Annotated in this window: 24 protein-coding genes and 1 pseudogene; 14 read left to right on the top strand and 11 right to left on the bottom strand. The window is 41.7% G+C overall.

Annotated elements, in window-relative coordinates; translation table 11 throughout:
• Positions 1-490: 490 nt before the first annotated feature.
• Positions 491-682 (bottom strand): annotated as a pseudogene (locus tag V7K35_RS15095) (DUF2811 domain-containing protein); the annotation flags it as partial.
• Between the two features lie 487 nt (positions 683-1169).
• On the opposite strand from V7K35_RS15095, the gene V7K35_RS15090 reads away from it, so the two are divergent.
• Complete coding sequence (locus tag V7K35_RS15090; protein WP_335080094.1) at positions 1170-2426, top strand: MDR family MFS transporter; 1257 nt, start codon at positions 1170-1172, stop codon at positions 2424-2426.
• Positions 2427-2467: 41 nt separating this feature from the next.
• Here V7K35_RS15090 and hisIE read toward each other — a convergent pair whose 3' ends face one another.
• The gene (gene hisIE, locus V7K35_RS15085) at positions 2468-3118 is read right to left on the bottom strand and encodes a bifunctional phosphoribosyl-AMP cyclohydrolase/phosphoribosyl-ATP diphosphatase HisIE (RefSeq protein WP_335080093.1); all 651 of its coding nucleotides are present in this window, start codon (positions 3116-3118) and stop codon (positions 2468-2470) included.
• A 95-nt stretch (positions 3119-3213) separates the two neighbouring features.
• Entirely contained in the window at positions 3214-3408 is a 195-nt protein-coding gene (locus V7K35_RS15080) for a ChaB family protein (protein WP_273769461.1), read from the bottom strand.
• 105 nt (positions 3409-3513) lie between these two features.
• Between V7K35_RS15080 and hemL the strand changes: the two genes are divergently transcribed.
• The 4 genes from hemL to V7K35_RS15060 all read left to right on the top strand — a co-directional run bounded on the left by hemL (position 3514) and on the right by V7K35_RS15060 (position 7327).
• Positions 3514-4812: a glutamate-1-semialdehyde 2,1-aminomutase gene (gene hemL / locus V7K35_RS15075; RefSeq protein ID WP_335080092.1), complete on the top strand. Its 1299-nt coding sequence runs from the start codon at positions 3514-3516 to the stop codon at positions 4810-4812.
• 755 nt (positions 4813-5567) lie between these two features.
• Positions 5568-6476 (top strand): polysaccharide deacetylase family protein, encoded by a 909-nt coding sequence (locus tag V7K35_RS15070; protein ID WP_335080091.1) that lies wholly within the window; start codon positions 5568-5570, stop codon positions 6474-6476.
• 130 nt (positions 6477-6606) lie between these two features.
• Positions 6607-6909: a hypothetical protein gene (locus tag V7K35_RS15065; RefSeq protein WP_335080090.1), complete on the top strand. Its 303-nt coding sequence runs from the start codon at positions 6607-6609 to the stop codon at positions 6907-6909.
• Positions 6910-7024: 115 nt separating this feature from the next.
• Entirely contained in the window at positions 7025-7327 is a 303-nt protein-coding gene (locus V7K35_RS15060; protein ID WP_335080089.1) for a hypothetical protein, read from the top strand.
• Positions 7328-7697: 370 nt separating this feature from the next.
• On the opposite strand, the gene V7K35_RS15055 is transcribed toward V7K35_RS15060, so the two are convergent.
• Positions 7698-8555 carry a fasciclin domain-containing protein gene (locus V7K35_RS15055; RefSeq protein ID WP_335080088.1) on the bottom strand — a complete coding sequence of 286 codons (858 nt, stop codon included), beginning with the start codon at positions 8553-8555 and terminating at the stop codon, positions 7698-7700.
• 997 nt (positions 8556-9552) lie between these two features.
• Between V7K35_RS15055 and V7K35_RS15050 the strand changes: the two genes are divergently transcribed.
• From V7K35_RS15050 to V7K35_RS15035, 4 genes are all read left to right on the top strand, one after another.
• On the top strand, positions 9553-10347 hold the full coding sequence (locus tag V7K35_RS15050; RefSeq protein WP_273769465.1) for a glutathione S-transferase family protein: 795 nt from the start codon (positions 9553-9555) through the stop codon (positions 10345-10347).
• A gap of 351 nt (positions 10348-10698) precedes the next feature.
• Positions 10699-12429, top strand: a complete 1731-nt coding sequence (locus V7K35_RS15045; protein WP_335080087.1) for an ATP-binding protein — start codon at positions 10699-10701, stop codon at positions 12427-12429.
• Between the two features lie 631 nt (positions 12430-13060).
• Positions 13061-14044, top strand: coding sequence for an RNA polymerase sigma factor, RpoD/SigA family (locus V7K35_RS15040; protein ID WP_334796521.1), 984 nt, complete (start codon positions 13061-13063; stop codon positions 14042-14044).
• Between the two features lie 334 nt (positions 14045-14378).
• Entirely contained in the window at positions 14379-15080 is a 702-nt protein-coding gene (locus tag V7K35_RS15035) for a hypothetical protein (RefSeq protein ID WP_335080086.1), read from the top strand.
• Positions 15081-15088: 8 nt separating this feature from the next.
• Here V7K35_RS15035 and cobO read toward each other — a convergent pair whose 3' ends face one another.
• A complete protein-coding gene (cobO, locus tag V7K35_RS15030) occupies positions 15089-15766 on the bottom strand; it encodes a cob(I)yrinic acid a,c-diamide adenosyltransferase (protein ID WP_335080085.1) in 678 nt (225 codons plus the stop codon).
• A 362-nt stretch (positions 15767-16128) separates the two neighbouring features.
• Complete coding sequence (locus tag V7K35_RS15025; RefSeq protein WP_335080084.1) at positions 16129-16584, bottom strand: GFA family protein; 456 nt, start codon at positions 16582-16584, stop codon at positions 16129-16131.
• Positions 16585-16902: 318 nt separating this feature from the next.
• On the opposite strand from V7K35_RS15025, the gene V7K35_RS15020 reads away from it, so the two are divergent.
• A complete protein-coding gene (locus V7K35_RS15020; protein WP_335080083.1) occupies positions 16903-17439 on the top strand; it encodes a nucleotidyltransferase family protein in 537 nt (178 codons plus the stop codon).
• A gap of 100 nt (positions 17440-17539) precedes the next feature.
• Here V7K35_RS15020 and V7K35_RS15015 read toward each other — a convergent pair whose 3' ends face one another.
• The 3 genes from V7K35_RS15015 to V7K35_RS15005 all read right to left on the bottom strand — a co-directional run bounded on the left by V7K35_RS15015 (position 17540) and on the right by V7K35_RS15005 (position 20523).
• Positions 17540-17959 carry a (2Fe-2S) ferredoxin domain-containing protein gene (locus tag V7K35_RS15015; protein WP_335080082.1) on the bottom strand — a complete coding sequence of 140 codons (420 nt, stop codon included), beginning with the start codon at positions 17957-17959 and terminating at the stop codon, positions 17540-17542.
• A gap of 347 nt (positions 17960-18306) precedes the next feature.
• On the bottom strand, positions 18307-19785 hold the full coding sequence (locus V7K35_RS15010) for an alpha-amylase (RefSeq protein WP_335080081.1): 1479 nt from the start codon (positions 19783-19785) through the stop codon (positions 18307-18309).
• A gap of 111 nt (positions 19786-19896) precedes the next feature.
• Positions 19897-20523 (bottom strand): DUF1003 domain-containing protein, encoded by a 627-nt coding sequence (locus V7K35_RS15005; RefSeq protein WP_335080080.1) that lies wholly within the window; start codon positions 20521-20523, stop codon positions 19897-19899.
• Between V7K35_RS15005 and V7K35_RS15000 the strand changes: the two genes are divergently transcribed.
• Positions 20515-20712 (top strand): hypothetical protein, encoded by a 198-nt coding sequence (locus V7K35_RS15000; RefSeq protein ID WP_335080079.1) that lies wholly within the window; start codon positions 20515-20517, stop codon positions 20710-20712. The genes V7K35_RS15005 and V7K35_RS15000 overlap by 9 nt on opposite strands.
• A gap of 81 nt (positions 20713-20793) precedes the next feature.
• Here the strand turns inward: V7K35_RS15000 and V7K35_RS14995 are convergent, their stop codons facing one another.
• Positions 20794-21147 (bottom strand): cupin domain-containing protein, encoded by a 354-nt coding sequence (locus V7K35_RS14995; RefSeq protein WP_335080078.1) that lies wholly within the window; start codon positions 21145-21147, stop codon positions 20794-20796.
• Between the two features lie 81 nt (positions 21148-21228).
• Between V7K35_RS14995 and V7K35_RS14990 the strand changes: the two genes are divergently transcribed.
• The 3 genes from V7K35_RS14990 (at position 21229) to V7K35_RS14980 (ending at position 23932) form a co-directional block, all read left to right on the top strand.
• Positions 21229-22065: a class I SAM-dependent methyltransferase gene (locus V7K35_RS14990; RefSeq protein ID WP_335080077.1), complete on the top strand. Its 837-nt coding sequence runs from the start codon at positions 21229-21231 to the stop codon at positions 22063-22065.
• A 566-nt stretch (positions 22066-22631) separates the two neighbouring features.
• Entirely contained in the window at positions 22632-23060 is a 429-nt protein-coding gene (locus V7K35_RS14985) for a KTSC domain-containing protein (RefSeq protein ID WP_335080076.1), read from the top strand.
• Between the two features lie 386 nt (positions 23061-23446).
• A complete protein-coding gene (locus tag V7K35_RS14980) occupies positions 23447-23932 on the top strand; it encodes a molybdenum cofactor biosynthesis protein MoaE (protein ID WP_335080075.1) in 486 nt (161 codons plus the stop codon).
• Between the two features lie 69 nt (positions 23933-24001).
• Here the strand turns inward: V7K35_RS14980 and V7K35_RS14975 are convergent, their stop codons facing one another.
• Complete coding sequence (locus V7K35_RS14975; RefSeq protein WP_335080074.1) at positions 24002-24139, bottom strand: hypothetical protein; 138 nt, start codon at positions 24137-24139, stop codon at positions 24002-24004.
• Between the last annotated feature and the right edge of the window lie 557 nt (positions 24140-24696).

The following is a 24696-nucleotide window of genomic DNA, read 5'->3' as shown; positions in this document are numbered from 1 at the left end:
TAGATCGTAACTATAGGGTTGAGCCATTCTGAAAACCAGGAGACAGGGCTATGATTACTTTATCTTACGTCTTGATGGAACTGGCGGTTGCTATATAACGGTGCTTAGGTTGGAGTCCGTAGGGGCGCATAGCTATGCGCCCCTACGAACGTGTTTGTATCCAAAAGAAAACCGTTAGATAATAAGTACTAACGGTCATAATATACTCAAGTCTTGCCTCAATTCTAAATCTTGCACTATTACCAATTAGTTTTAGCAATAGGAGAAACTATTGGAACCTTTTTAACGATCAGAATCTACTGATCTTTTTTGTTGTAATATTGCCCTGATATGCTCGATCGCTATTGGGTCAAAATCCCATTGATGGGGCACGGTTTGCGTGCCTTTATTAGGGCATGAGCCAGAATAACGCCCTTTATACCAGTACCTATGGGGTGTCTAGTAGATTAGCGGTTGCGGGTGAATCGATGCTGGGCATTTCTACTGAGGAGTGGTGGAACAAAGTTTCTAGATAGACTCGGGCAGCACGGCGATCGCTATCTCCATTTTGGAGTAAAAACAATGATAACGCCGCCGTCAATACCCTGTTTTCATCCCAATCAGGATGGGTTTCTAAGTAGTTTTTTAAGGATTCGTGGAGTGTTTCGGGAATTTCTGTAAAGATGCTAACCGTTGCTTTCATGAGATTTTCCTCCTATGAGGACAATCAAGAGGGACAAGTTGCTTGCGGTGAAACGGCCTAAAGCTACCTCACACGCTCTTTCGCTAGCCCGACAATCTGCGCCTACATCTCAGGTAATATATTTTACACATTTGATATTAACGGTTGAACGGACTACAAAAGCAAGCCGAATCATTGTGCGCTAAGAGGGGGTGGGTTTGTCAATGCTGCGAAATGTTAAAAACGATTGTATAAAAAATAAATACGAACGGAATAATCAGCTTTAGAGCCGATTTTTTGTTACTTTACTTTATAAAAACTCAGTCCTTGAAGTTCCTTGCCACAGTTAATTAACAATCCCCAGCAAGACGGCAAGAAGCCCATTAGTTCGTAGAATACCTGTGGAAAACTGCTAAAATCCCTGTGGAAACCCTGTGGAATGAGTCAGAAAAATTGCCGTAAATGATAAGAATTACCAAAATGTCACAAAACTATGACATTTAAGCTCATGAAACTAACTTCTCAATCTCAGCTATCATCGTGGCTGCCCTCGATACATCCCCAGATATGGATTTTCGCAATTGGTAGATTCTTCTCGGAAGTCGGTACTGGGTTTACCGTGTTTTACGCCCCGATCTTTTTTGTCAATCAAGTTGGTTTATCTGCAACCAGTGTCGGGGTAGCCTTGGGTAGCGCCTCGATTTCCGGCATTGTCGGGCGGATTGTAGGTGGTTCTTTGGCTGATTCTGAAGAATGGGGACGCCGCCGCACTTTGTTGCTAGCGACGGCGATTTCAGCAATTGGTTCTTTAGTTTTAGCTGCAACCAGTAATTTTACTATTTTAGTAATTGGTAGCTTGATTAGCGGTTTAGGGATAGGTTTCTATTGGCCGGCGGCTGAAGCTGTTGTTGCTGACGCCAGCCAGATTGACAATCGCCGGGAAACTTTTGCGATCGCCCGACTAGCAGATAATCTTGGGTTAGCTATAGGAATTGTGCTTGCTGGGTTTTTAATCGCGATAATTGGCAGTTATCGCTGGCTATTTGTCATTGATGCCATCTCTTTTATGGTATTTTTTGGGGTTGTCTATGTGGGAATTAATCAAACCGAACAACAGCAGATGGGGGAATCTGAAAAAACACAATATTTTGCTTCTTGGATGACAGTATTAAGCGATCGCCGCTTCCTTGTTTATATAGCAGTTAATATATTCTTCACAATCTATATTTCTCAAATCCACAGCACCCTCCCGCTTTACTTCAAAAACTTTGTGATCAAAAGTACTACCGAAGGATTTGCTCAAACTACGATTAGCGTTCTATTTGCTTGGCATCTGGTGCTAGCGATCATTTGTCAATTGCCTGTTACCAGTGCCTTAAAACGCTGTTCTCACACACTCGCTCTTACTGTATCTGCTATTTTGTGGGCAATAGGTTTTGGACTAATTTGGGTAAGCGGTACTGCCCCATCTCATAATCTGGTTTGGGTAGCATTGGCATTAGGAGTATTTGCTGTTGCAATTGTTTCTTATACCCCATCTGCTGCCTCTTTAGTCACTGAATTAGCCCCTGAAGATAAACGCGGTGTTTATTTCTCCATCAACGCTGTGTGCTGGGGTATTGGCTATTTTATTGGTCATCCCTTAGGTGGATGGGCATTAGATCAACCGCGAATTATTACTGATAGTTTCTGGCTAGGCTTTTCTTTGAGTGTGGCGATCGTCGTGGTAATTTTACAGTATCTGAATCGAATTTGGGCTGATTAAAAGCTTCATTCCACCCACGGTAAAATGACTTATTATTCCCTCTATTGACGACGTTCTTGGAGCTTGCGATACACAGATTTTAAATCAACTTGATGGTGAGCTAATGCAACCAAAGTATGATATAGTAAATCAGCCACTTCACCTGCGATCGCATCTGCTTGATCATCCTTAAAGGCCATTACCACCTCAGCAGTTTCCTCACCAATCTTTTTCAAAATTTTGTTATCGCCACCTGCGAATAACTTACAGGTATAAGAACTTTCAGTAGGATTGTCGCGGCGATCGCATATTATTTGAAACAATTGCGACAATGTATCTCCTGGTGGTGGGGCAATTTTCCCTTCTATTTGGTGAAAGCAACTGCGTTCTCCAGTATGGCAGGCAACATCTCCTAATTGCTCTACTCCTATGAGCAGCGCATCACTATCACAGTCATAACGGATACTCTGCACTTTCTGAATATGTCCAGAAGTCGCTCCCTTGTGCCACAATTCTTGCCGGGAACGGCTCCAAAACCAAGTTTCTTCAGTTTCCAAAGTCTTTTTTAACGACTCCTGATTCATCCACGCCATCATCAGAACAGTACCATCCAAATAATCTTGGACAATTGCAGGTACTAGACCGCGTTCATCGTAGCGAATTTCCTCAGTAGGGATGGCGTAATGTAGCGATCGCGAATCGTTAAAAGACATACCAGCTAATTTGCTCTAATTAGAATAATTCATGGATTTACGATACCATTCTGAATAGGGCAGCTGGCATGTTTTTTTTAATTTAACTATCTTATTTAGCTTTCAACAAGAGCATTCCGTTCCATAGCAGACTGCATCTTTACAGCACTCAACGCGACTTTATGAGCTTTTGAAGCTTCGCCATACCAATGAATCGCCGAGTTAAAAGCTGCTCGGTAAAGATCCTGGTATGCTTCAGATAATCGAGTTTGAACATCTAAAGGCAAATCTTTATTCGACTTGTATAACATATTATTATTTTTCTGTTCAGCTAATTTTATAGGATAGAAATTCTAAGCAGTTTTTGACACTATCCTAAGATAGAGCTTTTTATTGCCCACTGTTAGGAGAGAACCTTGGTAAATACCACAATTAAAACAACAAAATCACAAGAAGTCTTTGCCGCTGCTCAAAACCTTATGCCAGGAGGAGTCAGTTCTCCAGTTCGTGCCTTTAAATCTGTAGGCGGACAACCCATCGTTTTTGAGCGTGTTCAAGGCGCATACATTTGGGATGTAGATGGCAACCAATACATAGACTATGTAGGCACCTGGGGGCCAGCTATTTGCGGTCATGCTCATCCAGAAGTAATTGCAGCGTTGCATGAAGCTTTAGAAAAAGGCACCAGTTTCGGTGCTCCCTCAGTACTAGAAAATGTTTTGGCAGAAATGGTCATCAATGCCGTTCCTAGCATCGAAATGGTCAGATTTGTCAATTCTGGAACTGAAGCTTGTATGGGGGTTTTGCGGCTGATGCGGGCTTTCACCAACCGAGACAAAATCATCAAGTTTGAAGGCTGTTACCACGGACACGCCGATACGTTTCTAGTGAAGGCAGGTTCTGGGGTTGCCACACTTGGCTTGCCAGACTCACCGGGAGTCCCTAAAGCGGCAACTAGCACCACTCTAACCGCGCCTTTCAATGACCTAGAAGCAGTTAAAGCCTTGTTTGAAGAAAACCGCGACGAGATTGCTGGTGTCATTCTTGAGCCAGTCGTCGGCAATGCTGGGTTTATTGCACCTGATGCTGGCTTCCTAGAAGGATTACGGGAACTGACTCACGAGCATGGAGCCTTATTGGTATTTGACGAGGTGATGACAGGCTTCCGCATTGCTTACGGTGGCGCTCAAGAAAAATTTGGCGTCACTCCCGATTTAACAACCTTGGGTAAGGTGATTGGTGGTGGTTTGCCAGTAGGAGCCTATGGTGGTCGCCGAGATATTATGTCAATGATTGCGCCCGCAGGTCCTGTATATCAAGCTGGAACTCTTTCAGGTAATCCCCTGGCGATGACTGCTGGCATTAAGACTTTAGAATTGCTGCAAAAGCCAGGTACTTACGAGTATCTTGACCGGATTACTAAAAAGCTAGCAGATGGTTTGCTGCAAATTGCCAAAGAAAATGGTCATGCGGCTTGCAGCGGTCAAATCAGCGCGATGTTCGGCTTATTCTTTACCTCTGGCCCAGTTCATAACTACGAAGATGCGAAAAAGTCTGATACAGCCAAATTCGGACGCTTTCATCGTGGTATGTTAGAGCATGGTGTTTACTTAGCACCCTCTCAGTTTGAAGCTGGGTTTACGTCTTTTGCTCACACCGAACAGGATATTGATCAGACGTTAGCAGTAGCACGGGATGTAATGTCGAGCCTGTAACCTGTTACAGGAATTTCCAAATAAAAAGTATGCATTGAACTCTTGTGGGATGGGCATCTTGCCCATCTCACAAAATGGATGATTTATTAGAAATCCCTTTTTTAAGCGAGTTAGGAACGTGGATTAAATAAAATACAAAACTTCATCCTCTATCTTGCTTCCCTCTCCTTTATAAGGAGAGGGATTGAGGGTGAGGTAAGTCAGGGACATAAATTGTATGTTATTTAATTCTTATTCCTTAGATAAAAGTAAGTGCGGGAGATTCTGTGACTCACTCTAAAGCCTTATTTGCACAACTTTCAGCAGTCAATGGTCTTCACTTATCTTGCGCCGTCGGGGATCAAATAAATTTTTTAACGAGTCTGCCCTGTGCCGTCATCACTCAAGTAAGGTCACATCTTCGTCATAATTTCGCAATGGCTTTGTCAATACGGTATGCAATATTAAAGATACATAAGTATATTCATGTTAACAAGGCAGGATTAATTGCCTTTTACAGTTCTTGAAATTCCTCTCATACCCCATAGGTTACAAAAATTAACGCGCAAGAAGGCTCTCACTTTCATGGTGAGGGTTTTGCTTATAGATACTTAGATTATCGGTAGGGTAAGCCATTTTTTCAGAGTCAAGGTTGGAGCTAACTTTAAAAAATATACCAATTATGCTGTAGCTTGCATGGCAAGGCTTACCAGAGGATAAAAAACTGCTAGAAGTATTGTGAAAAAAAATGGTTCGACCCTTGAAGGAGCTATGAAGTGGAGGAAAATAAGTCATTTTTTAGTCTGCAAAAAATATTAATTACGTTGCTTGCCTTGAGTGCCAGTTTGAGTGCTAGCACGATGATGCTTATCAAGTCAAGCTCCTCTGAGGCTGAAAGTACAAAGAATACAAATGTAAACAATCTACCAGTCAAGGTTGAAACTCAGCAGCAGATTGAAGAACTAAAAGCGACGATGCTTAACAGTTGGCAGCAACTAGCACAAATAAAGGGTTTCTCTTATGCTGTGCCAGTACGTTTTCAAGGGGCAATAGTTGAGTCGGCAAAACTTACTCCCGAACAGAAAGTAATTGCTCTCACCTTTGATGATGGGCCATGGCCTGAGAGTACCGCGCAAGTACTGGATATTCTCAAAAAAAATCAGATCAAAGGGACATTTTTCCTCATTGGGCAAAATGTGAAGAATAATCCAGGCTTAGTAAAGCGGGAGATTGCTGAAGGTCACGTAATTGGTAACCATACTTGGCATCATTGGTATCAATTCTTTAATCCACAAGCAGCTGCCTATGAAATTAACCACACAGCAGACCTGATTTATCAAGTGACAGGGATTAAAACAAATTTGTTTCGACCACCAGGGGGAATCATGCACAATGGGGTGGCTGCTTACGCTAGAAATAGCAAATATGCCATCATTCTCTGGTCATCTGACTCTGTAGACTACTCGCGTCCTGCTGTACCAAAATTAATTAATAATGTATTTAGGAAGTCCAAACCAGGTGGGATTGTGCTGATGCATGATGGTGGTGGTAATCGCTCTAAAACTGTGCAAGCTTTACCAGAAATTATTGCAAACTTTCGGAAACAGGGCTATAGCTTTGTTACTATCCCTGAACTTTTAGAAATGCAAGATAAAGATCAAAGGCTGATTGCAAACAAAAAGTAATTGTTATTTCGATGGAAATTAGTGGCTCTATCAATCACCACTTAGCAACTAAAAACAAGTTTAATTTTTCTGGCGATTTGTAGGTTTTTTGTCTAACAACTAACAATAAGGTCTACCACTCAGGGAAATCATGAATAAAATTGTCATGGGTTTGCTTTGCGGCTCTAGCTTTTTGGCATTGACGCTCCTAACTGTCAATCCAGCTTTTGCAAAAGAGCTTTCTCCTCAAGATTTAACCTCTCCTAAGTTGAACTCGGCCCAGACGCAGACAGTTAATATATCTGTAACTAAAAAATCCCCCGAATTTCCATCAATCAAATCTACTCAATCAATCGAGGAGCTTGCTATACAGAAGTTTGGCTGTGACTGCCCTGGCTGTCAAGCTCGTGTAAGTCAGATGGTATTACAAGGTAGTTTACCTCAGCTTAAATAAAACTGGTGTCTGAGATGACATTATGATAGATATTGATATTGAGAATTTTTCTGGCGATTTATAATTTTTTCGTCTAAGCTCAACTTAAAGATCAAGTCTACTACTGGTATAAATCATGAATAAAATTGTCATGTCTTTGCTTTGCGGCTCAAGCTTTTTGGCTTTAACATTACTAACTGTCAATCCAGCTTTTGCTAAGAAGCTTTCTCCTCAAGATTTAGCCAATCCTACCTTAACACCCACTGACACACAGACAGTTGCTGCACCTGTTTCACAAGAATATCCCCAATACCCATCAATACGTGCTAATGAAAGAGTTAAACAGCTTGCTATGCAGATGTTTGGTTGTGCCTGCGCCAGCTGTCAAGCTAGGGCAAGTCAGATAATACTACAAGGTAGTCTGCCTATACCTCAGTGATTTAAATTAGGGATTTAGCCAATTGTAGTCACTTGTTGCTTTGAGGTTTTAACTAGCTAAGAACCTAGCTGAACGATGAATATTTCTGGTTTTGTTAAAATTCCTTATGTGGGACTGAAAAACTTGTCTTTCAAAGCCTTTTTCAAGGGAAAAGTAGGGGTATCAAATCTTATCCGAACAAGCGTATTGGGTGAGAGGAATGGAAGTGAGGTTTTCTATATCCTGTGAAAAGTTAGGTAGGCAGGGTTACCAATTTAACTCACCTTTCTTACAAAAAAAACCGTTCAGAATTAACATTTGAACGGTTTTTTTACGTATTAATATTTAATGCCAGTCTAGTTCTGTTACTGGCTGTACTTGCACTTAAAAATTACAAGTCAGGAGGCAAAATCACCTGATCAATTGCATGGATTACACCGTTACTGGCTGTGATATCTGCCTGTGTCACTTTAGCATCATTGACAGTTACACCGGTAGCAGGATCAACCTTAACGTTGATTATGCCGCCTTCAAGGCTTTTAACTTCGCCAGACTTTAAATCAGTAGACAATATCTTACCAGGTACTACATGGTAAGTTAAAATCTTCATCAATACTTCTTTGTTACCTGGCTTTAACAATTCTTGCAAGGCATCTGGTGGCAACTTAGCAAAAGCTGCATCAGTGGGTGCAAAAATAGTTAAGTTATCTTTGCCTTGCAAAGCTCCGGTCAATCCTGCTGCTTTCAAAGCCTTGGTTAAGGTGGTAAAAGAAGCGTTTGACTCTGCCAACGCTAACAAGTTTTTGCCTTGATTGTCACTTGCCCCTGGTCCTGGTGGAGTTGGAGTAGGTGTCTCAGTAGATGGTGCTTGTGTTGGTGGTGTGGTAGGTTGAGATCCTGGGATAGTGCGTGGGGTGCGGGGTGTAGGTTCACTAGGTGTAGCGTTACCACCACGGTTATAGGGAGGCTCGTTGAAAATACTTGGTCTGGGATTTGTTACACCACTTGTCTGCGCTACTTGTTTCCGTTTGGTATTGCCTTTCTCTGTTTCGGAAGCAGCCTCAGCAGGTGTGGATTGAGCGTTTACTTGAAGGCGTTGACCTTGGTTATATTGGGCTTCGTTGAAAATACTAGGGTTAGGATTTAGCGCCAATTTCGCATCAGATGGTAAAGTAATAAGAAGGCTGAAACTAGTGAATCCTGCTATGCCTGTCAACGCGGTCAGCAATTTGCTGTAATTCGTCTTCATAAATTTTGTTTGTCTTTTTTGTCTATACATCACATAAAGATTTATAACATTTTGCTATACACAAAATCTAACTTGAGAGGGAAGTAAGATTTTTCTCCAGGAGAGCTTATGTTGATTAGGTTAAATATCCAACATTGAGTCACGCTTGACAAGTACTAAATATACTTACCATATATTTCATGTAAATTGAGCAGATTTTCTGCATTACAGCAAAAGGAGTTAAAAAGCCTTACTTGGTGTAGCGTAAACTCTAAGAACGTGGAAAAATATCATATTTACAAGTTATGAGTTACAACATCCTCGGAGAAATAGTCTACTTAAAAGCAAATTTCTATACAAATTGTACGCAAGTTAATAGTTGATTCAACAATCCGCAATTCTTTATGGGATAAGGCTATAATGTCGAAATTAATCATTGATTACTCAGCAAAAGTAGAGAAATTAAGTACCCAGTACAAGTTGGCTCAAATTCAGTTATCATCTCAATTAACAAGACTTGGGGCAAAATAACTTGTTAAAGCTAGGCAAACTTCCGCTATAGCCATAGTGTACTAGATATTTTAACGTAGGCTAAAAGTGACGAAAATTAAAGTGACTGCTGAAGACTCATACCAATTCTTTGTGAGCTTGCACAGAATATAAAACTATGAAATCTTTGTAGAGCAAGAGTTGTGAGTATGAATATCCAATATATCTTCACATGAAATTGGAATCACGACTGAGCAGTTAGGTTGATTTATGTATGCCGAATTAAATTTTTTAATTATTTGATATTTTAATCATTCAGAAAATAATATTTTTGAAATCAATAATCTTGCCAAAAATTAGGTAAGTAGTAGTACAAAATTAAATATACATTTAATTTCACTCGCAATCACATAAATAATTTTGCCTAACCACTTATAAGTTCAGTCCTAATGTCAAGAAAAATTACTTTAACTAAAGATACAATTACAATTGTAAAGTTAAAAAGTTGACTAGTTATAAGGTATACGACATGCTTGAATTATACCAATGGGAACTCTCTCAATACTCAGAGAAAGTGCGCCTAATTTTAGATTTTAAAGGACTAGATTACCGCAAAATAGAAGTTACACCTGGAATTGGACAAGTAGAACTGTTCCGGCTGACTGGTCAGAAACAAGTCCCAGTATTAAAGGATCGTAATAAATATATTGCGGATTCTACGAAAATAGCTAAGTATTTAGACTTAGAGTATCCCGATCGCCCAATAATACCGCAAGATCCCAAAAAACGGGGTTTAACTTTGTTAATAGAAGAATGGGCTGATGAGTCCATAGGTATCAAAGGTCGTAAAGCACTATTTGCTGCATTAAGTCAAGATCAAAATTTCCGCAAGTCTTTATTACCCACCTCAACACCAGATATATTTAAAAGTCTGGTTCAAGGAGTACCTAGTGACTTCCTGACACTGTTGGGTGTTGGGGTAGGTTATAGCCCAGATGTAATCCAGTCAGCGATCGCATCCTTAAAACAAGACTTGGAAGCGGTAACGTTATTATTGGCAGATAGTCCTTATTTAACAGGAGATGAGCCGACTTTAGCTGACTTGGCAGTAGCTAGCTTATCAATATTGCTCAAGTTCCCCTCTGGTCCCTATCTGGATTTACCAGCTTCTATTAGAGGTAAAGGATTACCAATCTTTGCAGAGAATATAGATTATCAACCATTCTTCACCTGGCGCGATCGCCTTTATGCCCAATTCCGCAAACCATTAATCATTACCACTCCACCAACGGGAAGTGCGCCAACTTCGATTCAGATTGATTAAGTAATTGGGCATTGGGCATTAGTTATTCCCTCGCACTCAGCACTCCAAACTCTGCCAATTTTAGATTTTAGGTCGCACCTTTGGTGCGCTAGAAGCGCAACTTGGATTTTGGTAAAGCAGCGTAGTCTTCCCCCATGAGTGACTGCACCAAGCCGTTCGCGCAGCGTCTCCCCGAATCCCTTTAGGAGAGGCTAACGCCTGCCGTAGGATGCCCAAAGGGCTGTAGGGAGAAGGGATTGAAGAAAAAATCTGAAATCTAAAATTCAATGAGTTCTAATTTATTCGCAACTTTTGCCCTATACAATTAAAATTCAACATAAGATAGCGCACCACAATCATGTAATTAACTAGATGAATTCGGTACAGCCATTAGGTTCGGTTATTCAAGGTTCTCTAACTGAAGGTTTAGAAGTACGATTGCATCCTGACATTTCTGTGGAAGATATGCGGGTGGGTAAGTTTCTTGTTGTGCAAGGGATGCGATCGCGCTTTTTTTGTATGCTGACAGATGTAGCATTGGGAGCTGCTAATGCACGAATTATTGCTAATCCACCCAATTGGGAAGACACTTTTTTACGAGATGTTTTAGCCGGAAGTGGTACATACGGTACTATCAACCTGGCGCCGATGTTGATGTTCACTCCCGAAACTGAAGAATCTTTCTCCCCCAAAAATGGCAAATCGGTAAATCCCTTTCTTCCATCGGTGACAGGTTTGGCTTCATTTGTGCCACAAACCAGTACTACTATGGAATTGTTGCCTGTTAAAACTATTCCTAGCCACTTTAGTCAAGTTTACGAAGCAAGTGTTGACGATTTTCGCCGCGTATTTGGTTGGGAAGATGACCCGCAAAGGCGCAATTTTTCCATCGGCAAGCCTTTGGATATGGATGTGCCAGTTTGCATCGATCTGAATCGCTTTGTAGAACGGAGTAATGGGGTTTTCGGGAAATCTGGTACTGGTAAATCCTTTCTTACTCGGTTACTTTTAGCTGGCGTTATCCGTAAAAGTGCGGCAGTAAATTTGATTTTTGATATGCACTCTGAGTATGGCTGGGAAGCCGTTGCAGAAGGTAAGAACGTCAATACGGTTAAGGGATTAAAGCAACTTTTTCCCAGTAAGGTGGAAGTTTATACCCTTGACCCAGAATCGACAAAGCGTCGGGGTGTGCGTGATGCTCAAGAACTTTATTTGAGCTATGAGCAAATAGAAGTTGAAGATATTAAGTTATGTAGTCGAGATTTAGGACTCTCTGATGCAGCCTTAGATAACGCCAATATTTTGTATAGTGAGTTTGGCAAGTCCTGGATTGTCCAGTTGCTAAATATGACTAACGAAGAAATTGAGATGTTCTGCGACGAGAAGCGTGGACACAAAGGCTCGATTATGGCATTGCAGCGCAAACTCTTGCGGATGGATAGTTTGAAGTATATGCGAGCAGTTTGCCCTCACAATTATATTAGTAAAATTGTGCAATGCCTGGAATCTGGGAAGAATGTTGTGATAGAATTTGGTTCCCAGTCAAATATGCTCTCTTATATGTTGGTGACAAATATGATCACCCGACGGATTCACGAGCATTACGTCAAAAAAGCAGATAAATTCCTGCAAAGTAAAAATCCTTGCGATCGCCCGACGCCATTGATGATTACCATTGAAGAGGCGCACCGTTTCCTTGACCCAGGAGTGGTACAAAGTACGATTTTTGGAACTATCGCCCGTGAGCTGCGAAAGTATTTTGTCACACTTTTGGTAGTTGATCAACGCCCATCAGGAATAGATAATGAAGTTATGTCCCAGATTGGGACTCGCATTACTGCTTTGCTTAATGATGAAAAAGACATTGAGGCAATTTTTACAGGTGTGTCTGGTGGTAGTGGGCTGCGATCGGTGTTGGCAAAGTTAGACTCTAAGCAACAAGCCTTAATTTTGGGTCATGCCGTTCCGATGCCGGTAGTAGTGCGTACCCGTCCTTACGACGCAACTTTTTACGAAGAAATTGGTGAGCCAGCCTGGGAAGAAAAACCTGATGCAGAAGTATTTGCCGCGGCTGAACTAGCCAAAGCTGACCTGGGATTCTAGATAATTATTTGCCATTGCTCATTGGTCATTAGTCTTGATTTATTCTCTTCCAATGCCCAATGACGCCAGCTGCTTCTCCCAAGAGGAGACGCTGCGCGAACAAGTCAGGCATTGCCCGCCCAATGCACTGGCTCCCCAATTCGTAACATCCCTCCATCCTCACAGCCAATTAAGTTCGGTTATCCGGCTACTGTTTGGCAACAGAAGAGGAGTTTTTGGCGTCACTATAGATGTAATAAGTAATTTCAAGGAATTTTAAATTTATTTTTGCAAACGACTGCTTTTGAATTATAATTAGACGCTTTATCTTAAGATACTTTACTATCCGCCTGATTTATCGTATTATAAAGGTAAGTAGAACTCATACCGACTTCGGATTTTCCAGTTACTATTAGTGACTGCCCAAAAGAAGAATTCTTAAAAAAGATAAGCGTGCTTATTATAAGAGATTGAAAATTTAGGGGAGGTAGGGGAACCTATCATTGGGGGCTTGCCGTCTTAACAACGGCTGTATCGATTGATAATTGCTTTTGATAGCTCCCGATATTTCGTCATAGATGTACTACCTTTATCCAATAAATTTTAGTAGAAAAACATACATTGTGTTTACGGATTAGAGGATAACACACGAATGCCTACTGTCAACACCCAAACGGAAAATCTTAACACCAAATTCACGGCTGATATGGTGCGAACCTATCTACGAGAAATTGGGCGTGTACCACTGCTAACCCGTGAACAAGAAATTGTCTATGGGAAGCAGGTGCAACAAATGATGAAGTTTATCGACGCTAAGGAAGCTTTGGCGAAGAAGCTGCACCGCGAACCGAATATGTCAGAGTGGGCTGACCAGGTTCAAGAATTGGAAACTGAGGTACAACAAACGGTGGCGCAAGGTAAGCGGGCAAAGCAAAAAATGATCGAAGCGAATTTGCGCTTGGTCGTTGCTATTGCCAAGAAGTACCAAAAGCGGAATATGGAGTTTCTGGATTTAATCCAGGAAGGAACACTAGGATTAGAGCGGGGTGTGGAGAAATTTGACCCAATGAGGGGTTATAAGTTCTCGACTTACGCTTACTGGTGGATTCGCCAAGCGATTACTCGAGCGATCGCTCAACAAGGTCGCACCATTCGGTTACCGATCCACATTACCGAGAAACTGAATAAAATCAAGAAAGTACAGCGTGAGTTGGCTCAAACCTTGGGGCGATCGCCGACTCCAGCCGAAATTGCTAAAGAATTGGAACTAGAACCTGCTCAGATCCGCGAGTATCTGAACATGGCCCGTCAACCAGTGTCTTTGGATGTTAAAGTTGGCGATAATCAGGATACTGAGTTGCAAGAAATGCTCGAAGATGGCGGCCCATCGCCAGAGTATTACACCAATCAGGAATTCTTACGCCAAGACTTGAACAACCTGCTAGCAGAACTAACCCCGCAACAGCGAGAAGTTTTAGCCCTACGCTTTGGTTTAGAAGATGGTAATGAAATGTCATTGGCGAAAGTGGGTGAGAGATTGAATCTCAGCCGTGAACGTGTCCGCCAGTTAGAGCATCAGGCTTTGGCTCATCTGCGTCGCCGTCGTGCCAATGTCCAAGAATACGTTGCTAGCTAGAATTAGAGACGCGGCATTTCGCGTCTCTACACCACCTTGGTGACGCGCCTCTTGAATTCAGGGGGCGATTTTTTTATGCAGTTAATTAAATAAAAACTTTAATTTTTAACAGTTTTATTTTTTGGACAATAGTAATATAGCAAGGGACTGGGGACTAGGAACTGGGGACTGGGTGAAAAGCCTTTTTGTGTCTAAGTTTTATCATCTGTTAATGTCCTAACCACCTTGGCTGTTGCTATATTAAGTCGTTAACAAAATCTTTGACAATTAAAACTTGGTTATGATTTAAGTAAGTTATAGAGAACTTAGTTAGTTTTTTAACAGGAGAAGTAGGGTGCTTAACAACTTTTATCAGTTCTTATCTCCCCGTCAGTGGGGAATTTCTCTAGCAGGCTTAGGCTTACTTCTTGGTTTGGGCTTTATAGGCAAGCAGACTCAAGTAGTACCGATTAGAGATTCGCCATTATCATCGGCTCAGATTCACAAAAGCTCCCAAACCTCTCTATTGTCGCAGTTAAGAATAGTTAGAGAGCAGAGAAATCAATTAAAAGGGGCTACTGGAGAGAGAGATTTTTTTATGCATAAGAGCGGAAAAACCTTCCCTATAACCACAGCATTGGCTCCAGGTTCTCAAGAAGCTACAAAAGGCGCAGAAGTTTTACCAAAAGCGAATTTTCCTGTAAAAGATGGGATTTATCTCTATGGTCAATCCCCAAAACCAAACCAGCTTGGTCAAGGTTACATTATATTTGAAAAGCAGCAGGGTAAGGTAACTGGTGCATTGTATATGCCCAACTCAGAGTATAATTGTTTTCAGGGTACACTCAACCAGTCAGGAGAGTTGGCGATGACGGTTAATGGTTCGTCAAATGAAGCCAGTTCTACTCAGTCGAATCAGGTAGCTGCAAGCAGTAGACTGCCTCAAGTTAGTGAAGATGAGTTCAGCAATTATCCTTACTCGGTGGCTCTGCAAGACTTTTATCAGTTAAATTCCATTACAGCTAGCGATCGCCGCACATTGCAAATGTGTAAATAATCTCCAACTTAATACTCAATTCCTGGTTGCGCCTTAACGCCTTGATCGCGAAAAGGGTGCTTAATTAGGGTCATTTCGGTTACGAGGTCAGCACGCTCAATTAAACCAGCTGGTGCGCCTCTACCTGTGAGAATAACGTGCTTGTTAGCTGGTTTTTCTGCCAAACCCGCTAAAACGTCCTCTAATGGTAAATAAGCCATTTTGAGGGCAATATTAATTTCATCTAACAACACCAAATGGAAGTTTGGGTTACGAATATATTCTAATGATTTTTGCCAAGCGGCGCTAGCTTTGTCGAGGTCGCGATCGCGGTCTTGAGTTTCCCATGTAAAGCCTTCGCCCATTGCGTGAAATTCTAACTGATCTTCCCAATAGCTGAAAACCCTTTTTTCAGAAGGTTCCCAGCTTCCTTTGAGAAATTGGACGATCGCTACTTTATACCCGTGACCAAGCGATCGTAACACCATCCCCAAAGCCGCAGTAGTTTTACCCTTACCGTTACCAGTATTTACAATAATTAACCCTTTTTCTGGTACAGCTTGTGCTATACGCTGATCCTGCACTTCCTTACGCCGCTGCATCTTTTTGCGGTACTGTTCATCAGTCAGAGATGAAGACATTACCTCATCTATCAAGCGCCCAATTTCTGGATCTTGGTTTAATTCTTCTGGTGTATCGTTTTTCATCAACCTTATTTAGAAATAACTGTTAAAACTCTCGACAATGAACTGAAATTCTATTTAAAATCTGATTCTAGCTAAATCGCATAATTGAATATGTCCAGTAATATTTTATAGAAAAATCTTGAGCCTATGTTAGTTTTTTTTAACATGATTTATAGACAAGTATGTAAAACTAATGATATACAAACTAAACTTATAATTCGAGTTGAATATTACTGTTTTAAATAATTTAATATGTTCATTAAAGCACTTTACCAATAGAATTTTCTTATTCTCTCCTTTGGTACAGTCATCAGTTAAACTAGGAACTGAGCGCGTTAGCTTAACCATCAGGGGTATGATGTCTGATGTCGGGAATTATGCATTTATGGATGCTGTTGTGTCCACTTTTCCCATAAAGGGCGCACATCTTCTGGTTGTCCATCATAGTTGAGCAATTGGTCTGAAATTATCACCCATGATTGAGCACTGCGTGTCCAGATGTTACCCACTGGATGTAACCAACTTGTATCATCCAACGTTCCAGCTTTGACGTTGATAGTATTTGAGTTGTAAGTCCGTTCATGGAACAATCGTGTTCCGCAGTCGCCACAGAACAGGTTATTTACTTCACCTCCGCTATCATTTTTCCGAGTCCAAGCTTTCGGTTTTCCCTGAACAATCACAACAGCATCTCGTGATACAGTAAGAGACATTCCAAAGGCACTAGAGGATTGTTTCTGACATTCCTTACAGTGGCATAGGTAGAGGGTTAACGGTTGGGCATGAATTTCGTAACGAATCTGCCCACATTGACAACCTCCAGTATATGGAAGATTCACAGGTTTTATCTCCTTACAATTGATATTGCTTGATTGTAGCGAAAGCTATCTTAATCTTGAAGCTGGTTGTAGGAAACACAATCAACTCATAAGCTTCTTCAGTGTCGTTTGAACTCCATTTGGGTAAAATCGACTACCTACTAGTACAGCAGACGCAAAAATTTAACTACCATCTCAATTAAATAAGCAAAGGGCTTAATAAGGGACAAAATCCCCTTGACCCGCTAAGTGTCACAGTAGGTTTATTAAGACCGTAAGCTTAATGAGATGTGAATGATAATATTTTCATCTTCTAGTTGATAATCCCAGGAATTTGATATGAATAGTAACACTCGTCTACAGATGATTTTAGCTGATACATTTATTGATACAGTATTAACAGCGATCGCTCAACTAAATCTACCTAACTGGTGGTTAGCCGGGGGTGCAGTCAGAAACACGGTTTGGGCTTCAATTTTTGGCAATGGCTGTGCGTTAGGTATTAAAGATTTTGATATTGCATTCTTTGATATAGAGGGGAACCGTTCCCAAGAACTAGCAGCAAAGGCGACTCTTACAGAACAATTTCCTGATGACGAGTTTGATGTCAAAAATCAAGCTAGTTTTGCTCGTTGGCGTCTTGGTAGTAGACCTTACACTAGTACAGAGGATGGCATCACAAATTGGCTGCACACTGCTACTGCTGTGGGAGTTCGACTAGATGCACAAGGTCAATGGCAATTTTTCACTCCCTACGGGTTGGATGACCTGTTTGACGGCATTATTCGACCGACGCCAGCACATACTCATAACCTAGAGGCTCATAACAAGGCATCTGGGTTTTTACAAAAGTGTCCTTATCTGCGGTTGGCGTAAAAGTTACAGTTGGGTTATAGCCAAACATACCTTGCTTAAAGTAGTAATCGCTCAGACATGAATTTTAAAACAACCTCTAAGCGTTAGCAAAGCTGTAAAATCATTCTTTATTCTGTTTGATGCGTGAGTAAAGAAGTTCGCGATCGCTCTGGGGATTTACAATTAAGCATGGACTATTACCGGCACTTCCATTACTAACAATAACGACAGTAATACCAATTCGGGGACAAACACCTAAACAACTGGTGCTAACAACCCGAAATTCACCCCATAATCCCTCAAACTTTAAACGAGATTTCAACCAATTCTCTAATTCTTCGGAAGCCGTTGAACCTGACTGCTCGTTTGCACATTGTGAACACATAAGCACCAAACCAGACTCCCATCGGGGAGAAACACTCTTGATAGATGTGTCTAATGGGCGAGAATTTATTAGAGGCGATAGTTGCTCAGAATTGGATGAAAACCTCTTGAGAATACGTTGGAGTAATGCTTTAATCCGCTGGAGAGGTTTGTTCATGGATGACCCTACCTATTTATCTAAGTAACGTAAACCGAATCAAAAAACCTCTAAGAGGTTTTACTACGCAAATCCGTTCCTCTATAAGTCTCAAAGGGAGAGACTTGAAATAAAGTTCCAGGCAGGAGGGATGGGTTCGTCGAACTCACGTTGAACAGGATAGTGTAAATTTCCCCTTTAGTCTGTTCTGGTAGATCATCTAGTTCCAGCAAGAATCAGCGTTTCTGAGCAATTTGCTGCAAGTATGCAATTAGCTGTTCTCCGGCGGTGTCAAAGGTAAGCACCATTCATCCCACGCTCCCCTTGCGGGTAAGGCGTGGGATGAATGTCAGGTTAAAAAACCCCAACTATGACTGTGGAACCCACACAGAAACAGAACCAGCACTGCATCGAAAATCAGCCCAGCCCTCATCATTCGTTGTGACGGGTTCACTAATATGTTCAGTGATGTCAATGTAAGTACTGTTGGGTTGCCCAACTTCCATCCACTTAGTCCCCTCTTCCCCATTACTCAGAACAACCGCCATACCGCCAGGGTGTTCTTCATCTCCTAAGCGTGTCCAGCCGATTGTATTAGCGTGGTCGAAGTAATCGTATTGGTCGCCATAGGCATAGGTTTGACGAGCGTGCAAAAATTTATCAATTATCCATTGATGACTATCGAGCCAAATCTCATACTCATTGCCATCTGGGGCTTTATCCTTGTAATTAGCACCATAGTAATCCGCATAGAAGATACAGGGATAACCCTCACTTCGCAGTAGGATCAATGCATAAGCCAACGGTTTAAACCAGCTTTCTACTACAGACTCCAACGACTGCAAGGGTTGAGAATCATGATTCTCTACTAAGGTGACGGCTAAAGTAGGTTGTTGTTGCACCAAAGTGTTATCAAATATCTGCCGCATATCGTAGTCACTGCCTTGTGTGCTGGCAGCGCTAAAGTTATAGTGCAATGGCGCATCAAATAACATCACATTGCCCTCGGTGATGTTAAGGAAATGGTGGAGCGCTTCAACTTCATAAGACCAATATTCACCAACGGCAAACAGATCGCGACCTGCCTTTTGACGACAGTGAATCAGCCATTCTGGGAAAAAGCCCGCTCTAACGTGTTTAACGGCATCAAAACGAAAGCCATCTATACCAGTGGTTTCTACAAACCACTCACCCCAGCGATTCAACTCCTCGCGAACTTCTGAACTCTCCATATCCAGATCGCATCCCATGAGATAGTCGAAAGCGCCTTTTTCCAGGTCAACGTTGTCGTCAAAGTGTTTATCTTTGAACAGATAAACTGCGTTCTCACCTTCGTTGTAAACGTTGTAATCAACTGCGTCGAAGTGCCACCAGTGCCATTCCATATCGGAGTATTTGCCTTGGCGACCTGGGAAGGTAAAGTGAGTCCACACTTTTATCGTTTGCATCTCACCGATCGCCTGGTTGCGATCGTCTGGACTATAGGGCGTTGCTTCCACCTCTTCTTCTACGTCTGCACCTAATTTGTGGTTGAGGACAACATCAGCATACACTCGAATGCCAGCAGCTTTTGCCGCCTTGACAGCAGAGATATACTCGTCTTTTGTACCGTACTTTGTCCGAACCGAGCCTTTCTGGTCAAACTCACCTAGATCATACATATCGTAGACCCCGTAGCCGACATCAGAGCCACCCCCTATTCCTTTGTAAGCTGGGGGTAGCCAAACAGATGTAACACCTGCATCAGCTAACTCTTTGACTTTCTCTTTAAACTCATTCCAAAGATTGCCATCTGGAGGGATATACCAATGGAAATACTGCATCATTACACCATTCAATTGAGCCATTTGTATCCCTCTAGTCAAATATACGATGAATTTTTATTCTTCACATAAAAATTATACTTTAAGTTTTGTTTGATGTTTCTAAATAGAAAAAAAGTCCATTAAAAACTGTGATCAACTCATATTGTTTTCTTCTGTGGATGACAGTTCTTCAGCCAGGTTTTTCTGGAGTGCTTCCAATACTGCGATCGGGTCAGCAGCTTGCCGCATCAATTCAGCTTCCGAATCATGCCGATTTATCACATCAGGCAAATCGTTACGGAGTTCTTCTAATAGAGCAATGATCTTGGCAATTTTTTGCTCGGAGAGCAGGTTAAGCTGTAACATCAGTTGCGCGCGCTGTTCGGCAAAGTTTTCTTGGCGAGTTTGTCGCACCAGCACTCCGGTTGAAATCACCAATGCAGCTGCGTCTAAGCCTTGACCTGACCAGCTAAACGGGGGTAGGTTGAATGGCAAAAAGCCATCAAAAAAACTGCCAAAAATCCACAGAGCCAGTATGACTAGCAAACTATACATAAATGTCGATCGCCCAAAGAATGTAGCGATCGCTTCTAGTATCCGCTGGTGGGCGGGAATATCTCGAACTTCCTGGCTATGAAGTGAACTAATCGCTTCAATATTTTTTGCAATTGCATCTGGTAATGGAGCCGTGATCACTTGATTTCGAGAAGCCTTCTCTTTATGTTCCTTAGCACCTGAACTGAAGTGTTTGTTAGCTGTGTCGTATGCCTTGTGCGTCATGCTGCAACTCCTGAATCTGGATGTTACTCGATTATTACTTATCTTTTGATGCTGTTGGCAAATGGTAAATTGTTTTACAACCAAAATGGTGTTGCTACTGCTTTGGGCAGTGGATCGCAATTCACAACAAATAGAGTGATCGCTTTTGCATTGCTCAATACTGCCTCTACAGGGGATTATTTTGTGTAAGTCTTATAGGCGTATCTTCATACTGAATTAGTATAAGAATAATTTTTAGACATCAAATCAGCAACGCCTCACTTTTTACAACTAAAGCGGATCTGCGACAGATGACTCAAACACGCCCATTGGACCAAGCCTAATCGTGAGTATTTCCACATCGGTGATAGCTATGTGGGGTCCTTGTTGGATGTGGGCTGGCGTGAACCAAAAAATTCCAGCCGAACAAGTCTTTTCCCCAGTTTCTACAACTCCTTTCATCACATAAACATACTCATCACAAGGATGAGTATGAATAGGAATCATTGTACCCGCCTTCATTGTTAGCAAGTGTATTGAACCCTGCGATCCAGGCTCGGCTAGGGGGAAAAATTTAGCACCAGGAAACTGCTCAATATCTAGCGAACGCTCAAGGTCAGTTTGAATAAAGGTCTGTTGTGACATATTATTTACCTCTTTGAATACTAAATTAGTTTTCTAACATTATATAAATGTAAGACAAAAAACACTGTGTGGAAGATAATTATGAATCAACAACTTGATCTAAATGAATACAAGCAACAAATTGCGGATTTATACAGTTGCAGAGGTCAAACTTATGATCAGGGCGATTGGCATCCTCGAATTGCTCATTGTCTGGTTGAATATGCACAAATTAGCCAAGGACAGCATGTTTTAGATATTGCAACGGGGACAGGGATGGTGGCGATTGAAGCAGCACAGCTTATCGGTTTAGCAGGTCGAGTTGTTGGAGTGGACATTTCAACTGGGATGCTTGAGGAGGCAAAACGCAAGATTGAGGCGTTGGGGCTGAATAATATTGAGCTTGTACTCGCGGATGCTGAGAAACTGAACTTTCCAGCCAACAGTTTTGATGTTATCCTATGTTCCTCAGCCCTGATTTGGATGGCTGACGTTCCTGCGGCATTATGCCTTTGGCATCAATTGCTTAAACCTGGTGGGCTAATTGGCTTTCATGCATTCGCAGACACTGCTTTTGTAGGAGGGGTAACTATGCAAAAAGTCGCCCAAAAGTATGGCGTTTCACTCGCATTCAGTAAACCGACAGGCACTATTGAAAAGTGCCATGACCTACTAAAAACAGCAGGTTTTGAGGCGATTGAAATTAAGTCTGAGCAAGACGGTAGTTATATTAGCCTACAACAGGCAAAGCAGATGTGGTCTGGAGGTTCTCATCCAGCACCTGGACAATTTCCACATCCCATGAAGCAACTCTCATCTGGGCAGTTGGAGAAGCTTGAGGCGGAATTTGAAGCAGAATTGGCAGTATTAGTGACGCAAGAAGGCATTTGGAACGATATCACAACTTTTTATACCTTTGGTCGCAAGCTAATAAACTAATACACTTTTCGTTAGGCGAACACGTAAATACAGTTCAAATCAGAAATGCACTTACTTAAGACTTACGCAATAACTCTCTAAAACCTTATTCCTTCGTGTCTTACCCTGCGGGAAGCCACTTCTCAACTATTGGAGAGGCTGCGCCCTAAGCGAACGCAAGAGCGTCTCTAGGAGGTTGTTTGAAAACTGGTTAGCTGTATATTTTAATTGCGTTGTTACCCCCCTTAGTCTTCCCTTATAAAGGGGGGAAACAAGAAAAATCCGGTTCCCTTTCCAATACATACGGGGAGGGTCAGGGAGGGGTAAAAAAATATTTGATACATCATTATGGACTTTTCAAACATCCTCTAAGAGTTGCTATGCCTTAGGCAGGCTTTACGAGACGCTTTGCGCCCGCTACGCTAAAGTACCGCAATGCTTTCGTGTCTCTACACACCTAAAATTATCGCTTAGTAAAAAAACTTGACAGCAAAGGGCTTTTATGGTATATTTGTACTATAAAAGCATTTAAGTGTTGCATAAAACTTTAACACTCCCGACTACGCAAACAGGACAACACAAAATAAATGAAGCTATCTAAGGTAGACTTGAGCAGTTTAATAGCGATCGCTCACTCTGATGGATACTTGCAGTTGTTGCTTGATCGAGGCGACGAACTGGAGTTTTTGGAAATTCCGGCACCGATACAAGCTTATGAAGGATTGCAAGAACTGAACGAGGTTATCACTGAAACGACTGCACTACCCTTTGAAGAAGAACCAATTGTCATGCTACCAGTTGTCTCTTCAATGGCTATGGCTGTAGGCTACGATCACAACGAACACATTTTGCAAGTTGAGTTTCAAAGTGGATCTGTTTATCAGTACTTAGGCGTAGACGAGGATACTTGGGAAGATTTACATTCCTCTGACTCAGTTGGTAGCTTTTTCAATCAAGAGATTAAAGGTAGATATGACTGCGATCGTCTAGATAATGCAGATTATACTATTGACTAATAATTGCATATAGGGTTTTCAATAATTCTTGTGTTGTCTAGGCTTTGGGTAAAAAGGCTTGGAATTCATCAAGTAGAGTAACTGGCGTTGGGCATTGCCACCAATATCTCAAATGTCCATCATATAGGCTTTTGTGGGTAATACCTACCTGACGATTCGTGTCTAATTTATTTACAAAATATTGGTAATACCAATTCTGGATGAAGATGCGCCTATAGTGCAAGAAATAAAGAACGAACCGCCAAGAGCGCCAAGTACGCCAAGAAATAATTAATTAAGAGATTTGGCGCAGCTTCACAAAGAAATGGTATAAGAGCAACTAAATATACACCAGTAGCGTTTTGTTCAGAGACAATAGAAAAAGCCTACATAGTATCAACGCAGTTATGACGACTACACTTGCCTCTGCTATTAAACCAAGAGCCGAAGATAGTTTTGCCATTAGCTTTGCACCATTGTCTATTGAAGAAATCTATGCCAAGTCTGACGATCCAGCCAACGGTGCTGTGGTTATGATGAGTGGCGTGGTTCGCAATCAAACTGATGGTAAACCTGTAATTGCTCTGGAGTATCAAGCTTACGAACCGATGGCATTGCGGATATTTTATCAAATTGCTGCTGATATTCGCTTATCTACGTCTGATGTGAATCGGGTAGTGATTCATCATCGCACCGGACGTTTGCAAGTTGGAGAAATTAGCGTTTTAGTAGCAGTAGGTTGTCCTCATCGGAGTGAGGCGTTTGAAGCTTGCCAGTATGCTATTGATACTCTTAAACACCAAGCCCCTATTTGGAAAAAAGAACATTGGGAAGATGGTTCTAGCAGTTGGGTGAGTATTGGCGCTTGTGAAACATCAGAAGAAAATTGTTGAAATTCCCGAAGTGATTGCCTATGCCCGTGTTTCGTCTAAGGAATAGGCAAAAAATTCGACTGCCTTAGATTAGCAGATAGCTCGTCTTAAGGCAGCAGGAGCAGAATTAGAAGCTTTGACTAATACTAGGCGGAATGTAAACCCTGCTATTTCTGAAGCTATCGTACCGGGAATAAGCGATCGCAGAATACTCTGGCATTTCTCCATCCTGCAATCGCACACAACATAATTCTGCATCAAATCAAAAACATTCCCGCACTTCGTACCGCTACGCGAACGTAGGGAAGGGGGGCTAGGGGGGTTAGGTTTCCGAGACTTTGATGTTACGAAAAATACTTTTCAAACATCCTCTTAGAGAATACGAGTTTTGAAGCTGTCCACTGGTCAACAATTGGTAATCCTAGTGCTACAGATAAACTAATCATGGCATAGGCACTGACAAACGGCTAGATTGTTTTCACCCATGACTTAGATTTTGGTACACTGCTGGCAATGATTCAAGCTGATGCACCTAGTGTAATTCAAGTGCGATCGCAAATCTTTTGATCTCGATGTCTGAGCGATCGCTTTCAATATTACGTTAAAAATGACAACCAAAGGCAATTTGGTATAAGCAACAGATACATAGAAATCATGTTGAGGTACTTCAAAGTCGTTTTGAGGTACTCAAAAGTCGTTTTGAGGTACTTCAAAGTCGTTTTGAGGTACTTCAAAGTCGTTTTGAGGTACTTCAAAGTCGTTTTGGAGTACTTCAAAGTCGTTTT

It is taken from the genome of Nostoc sp. (genome assembly GCF_036917275.1).
In the GTDB taxonomy this organism is placed as follows: Bacteria; Cyanobacteriota; Cyanobacteriia; order Cyanobacteriales; family Nostocaceae; genus Nostoc.
The sequence above is the reverse complement of the archived record's forward strand: the minus strand, read 5'-3'. Positions and strand labels throughout refer to the sequence as shown.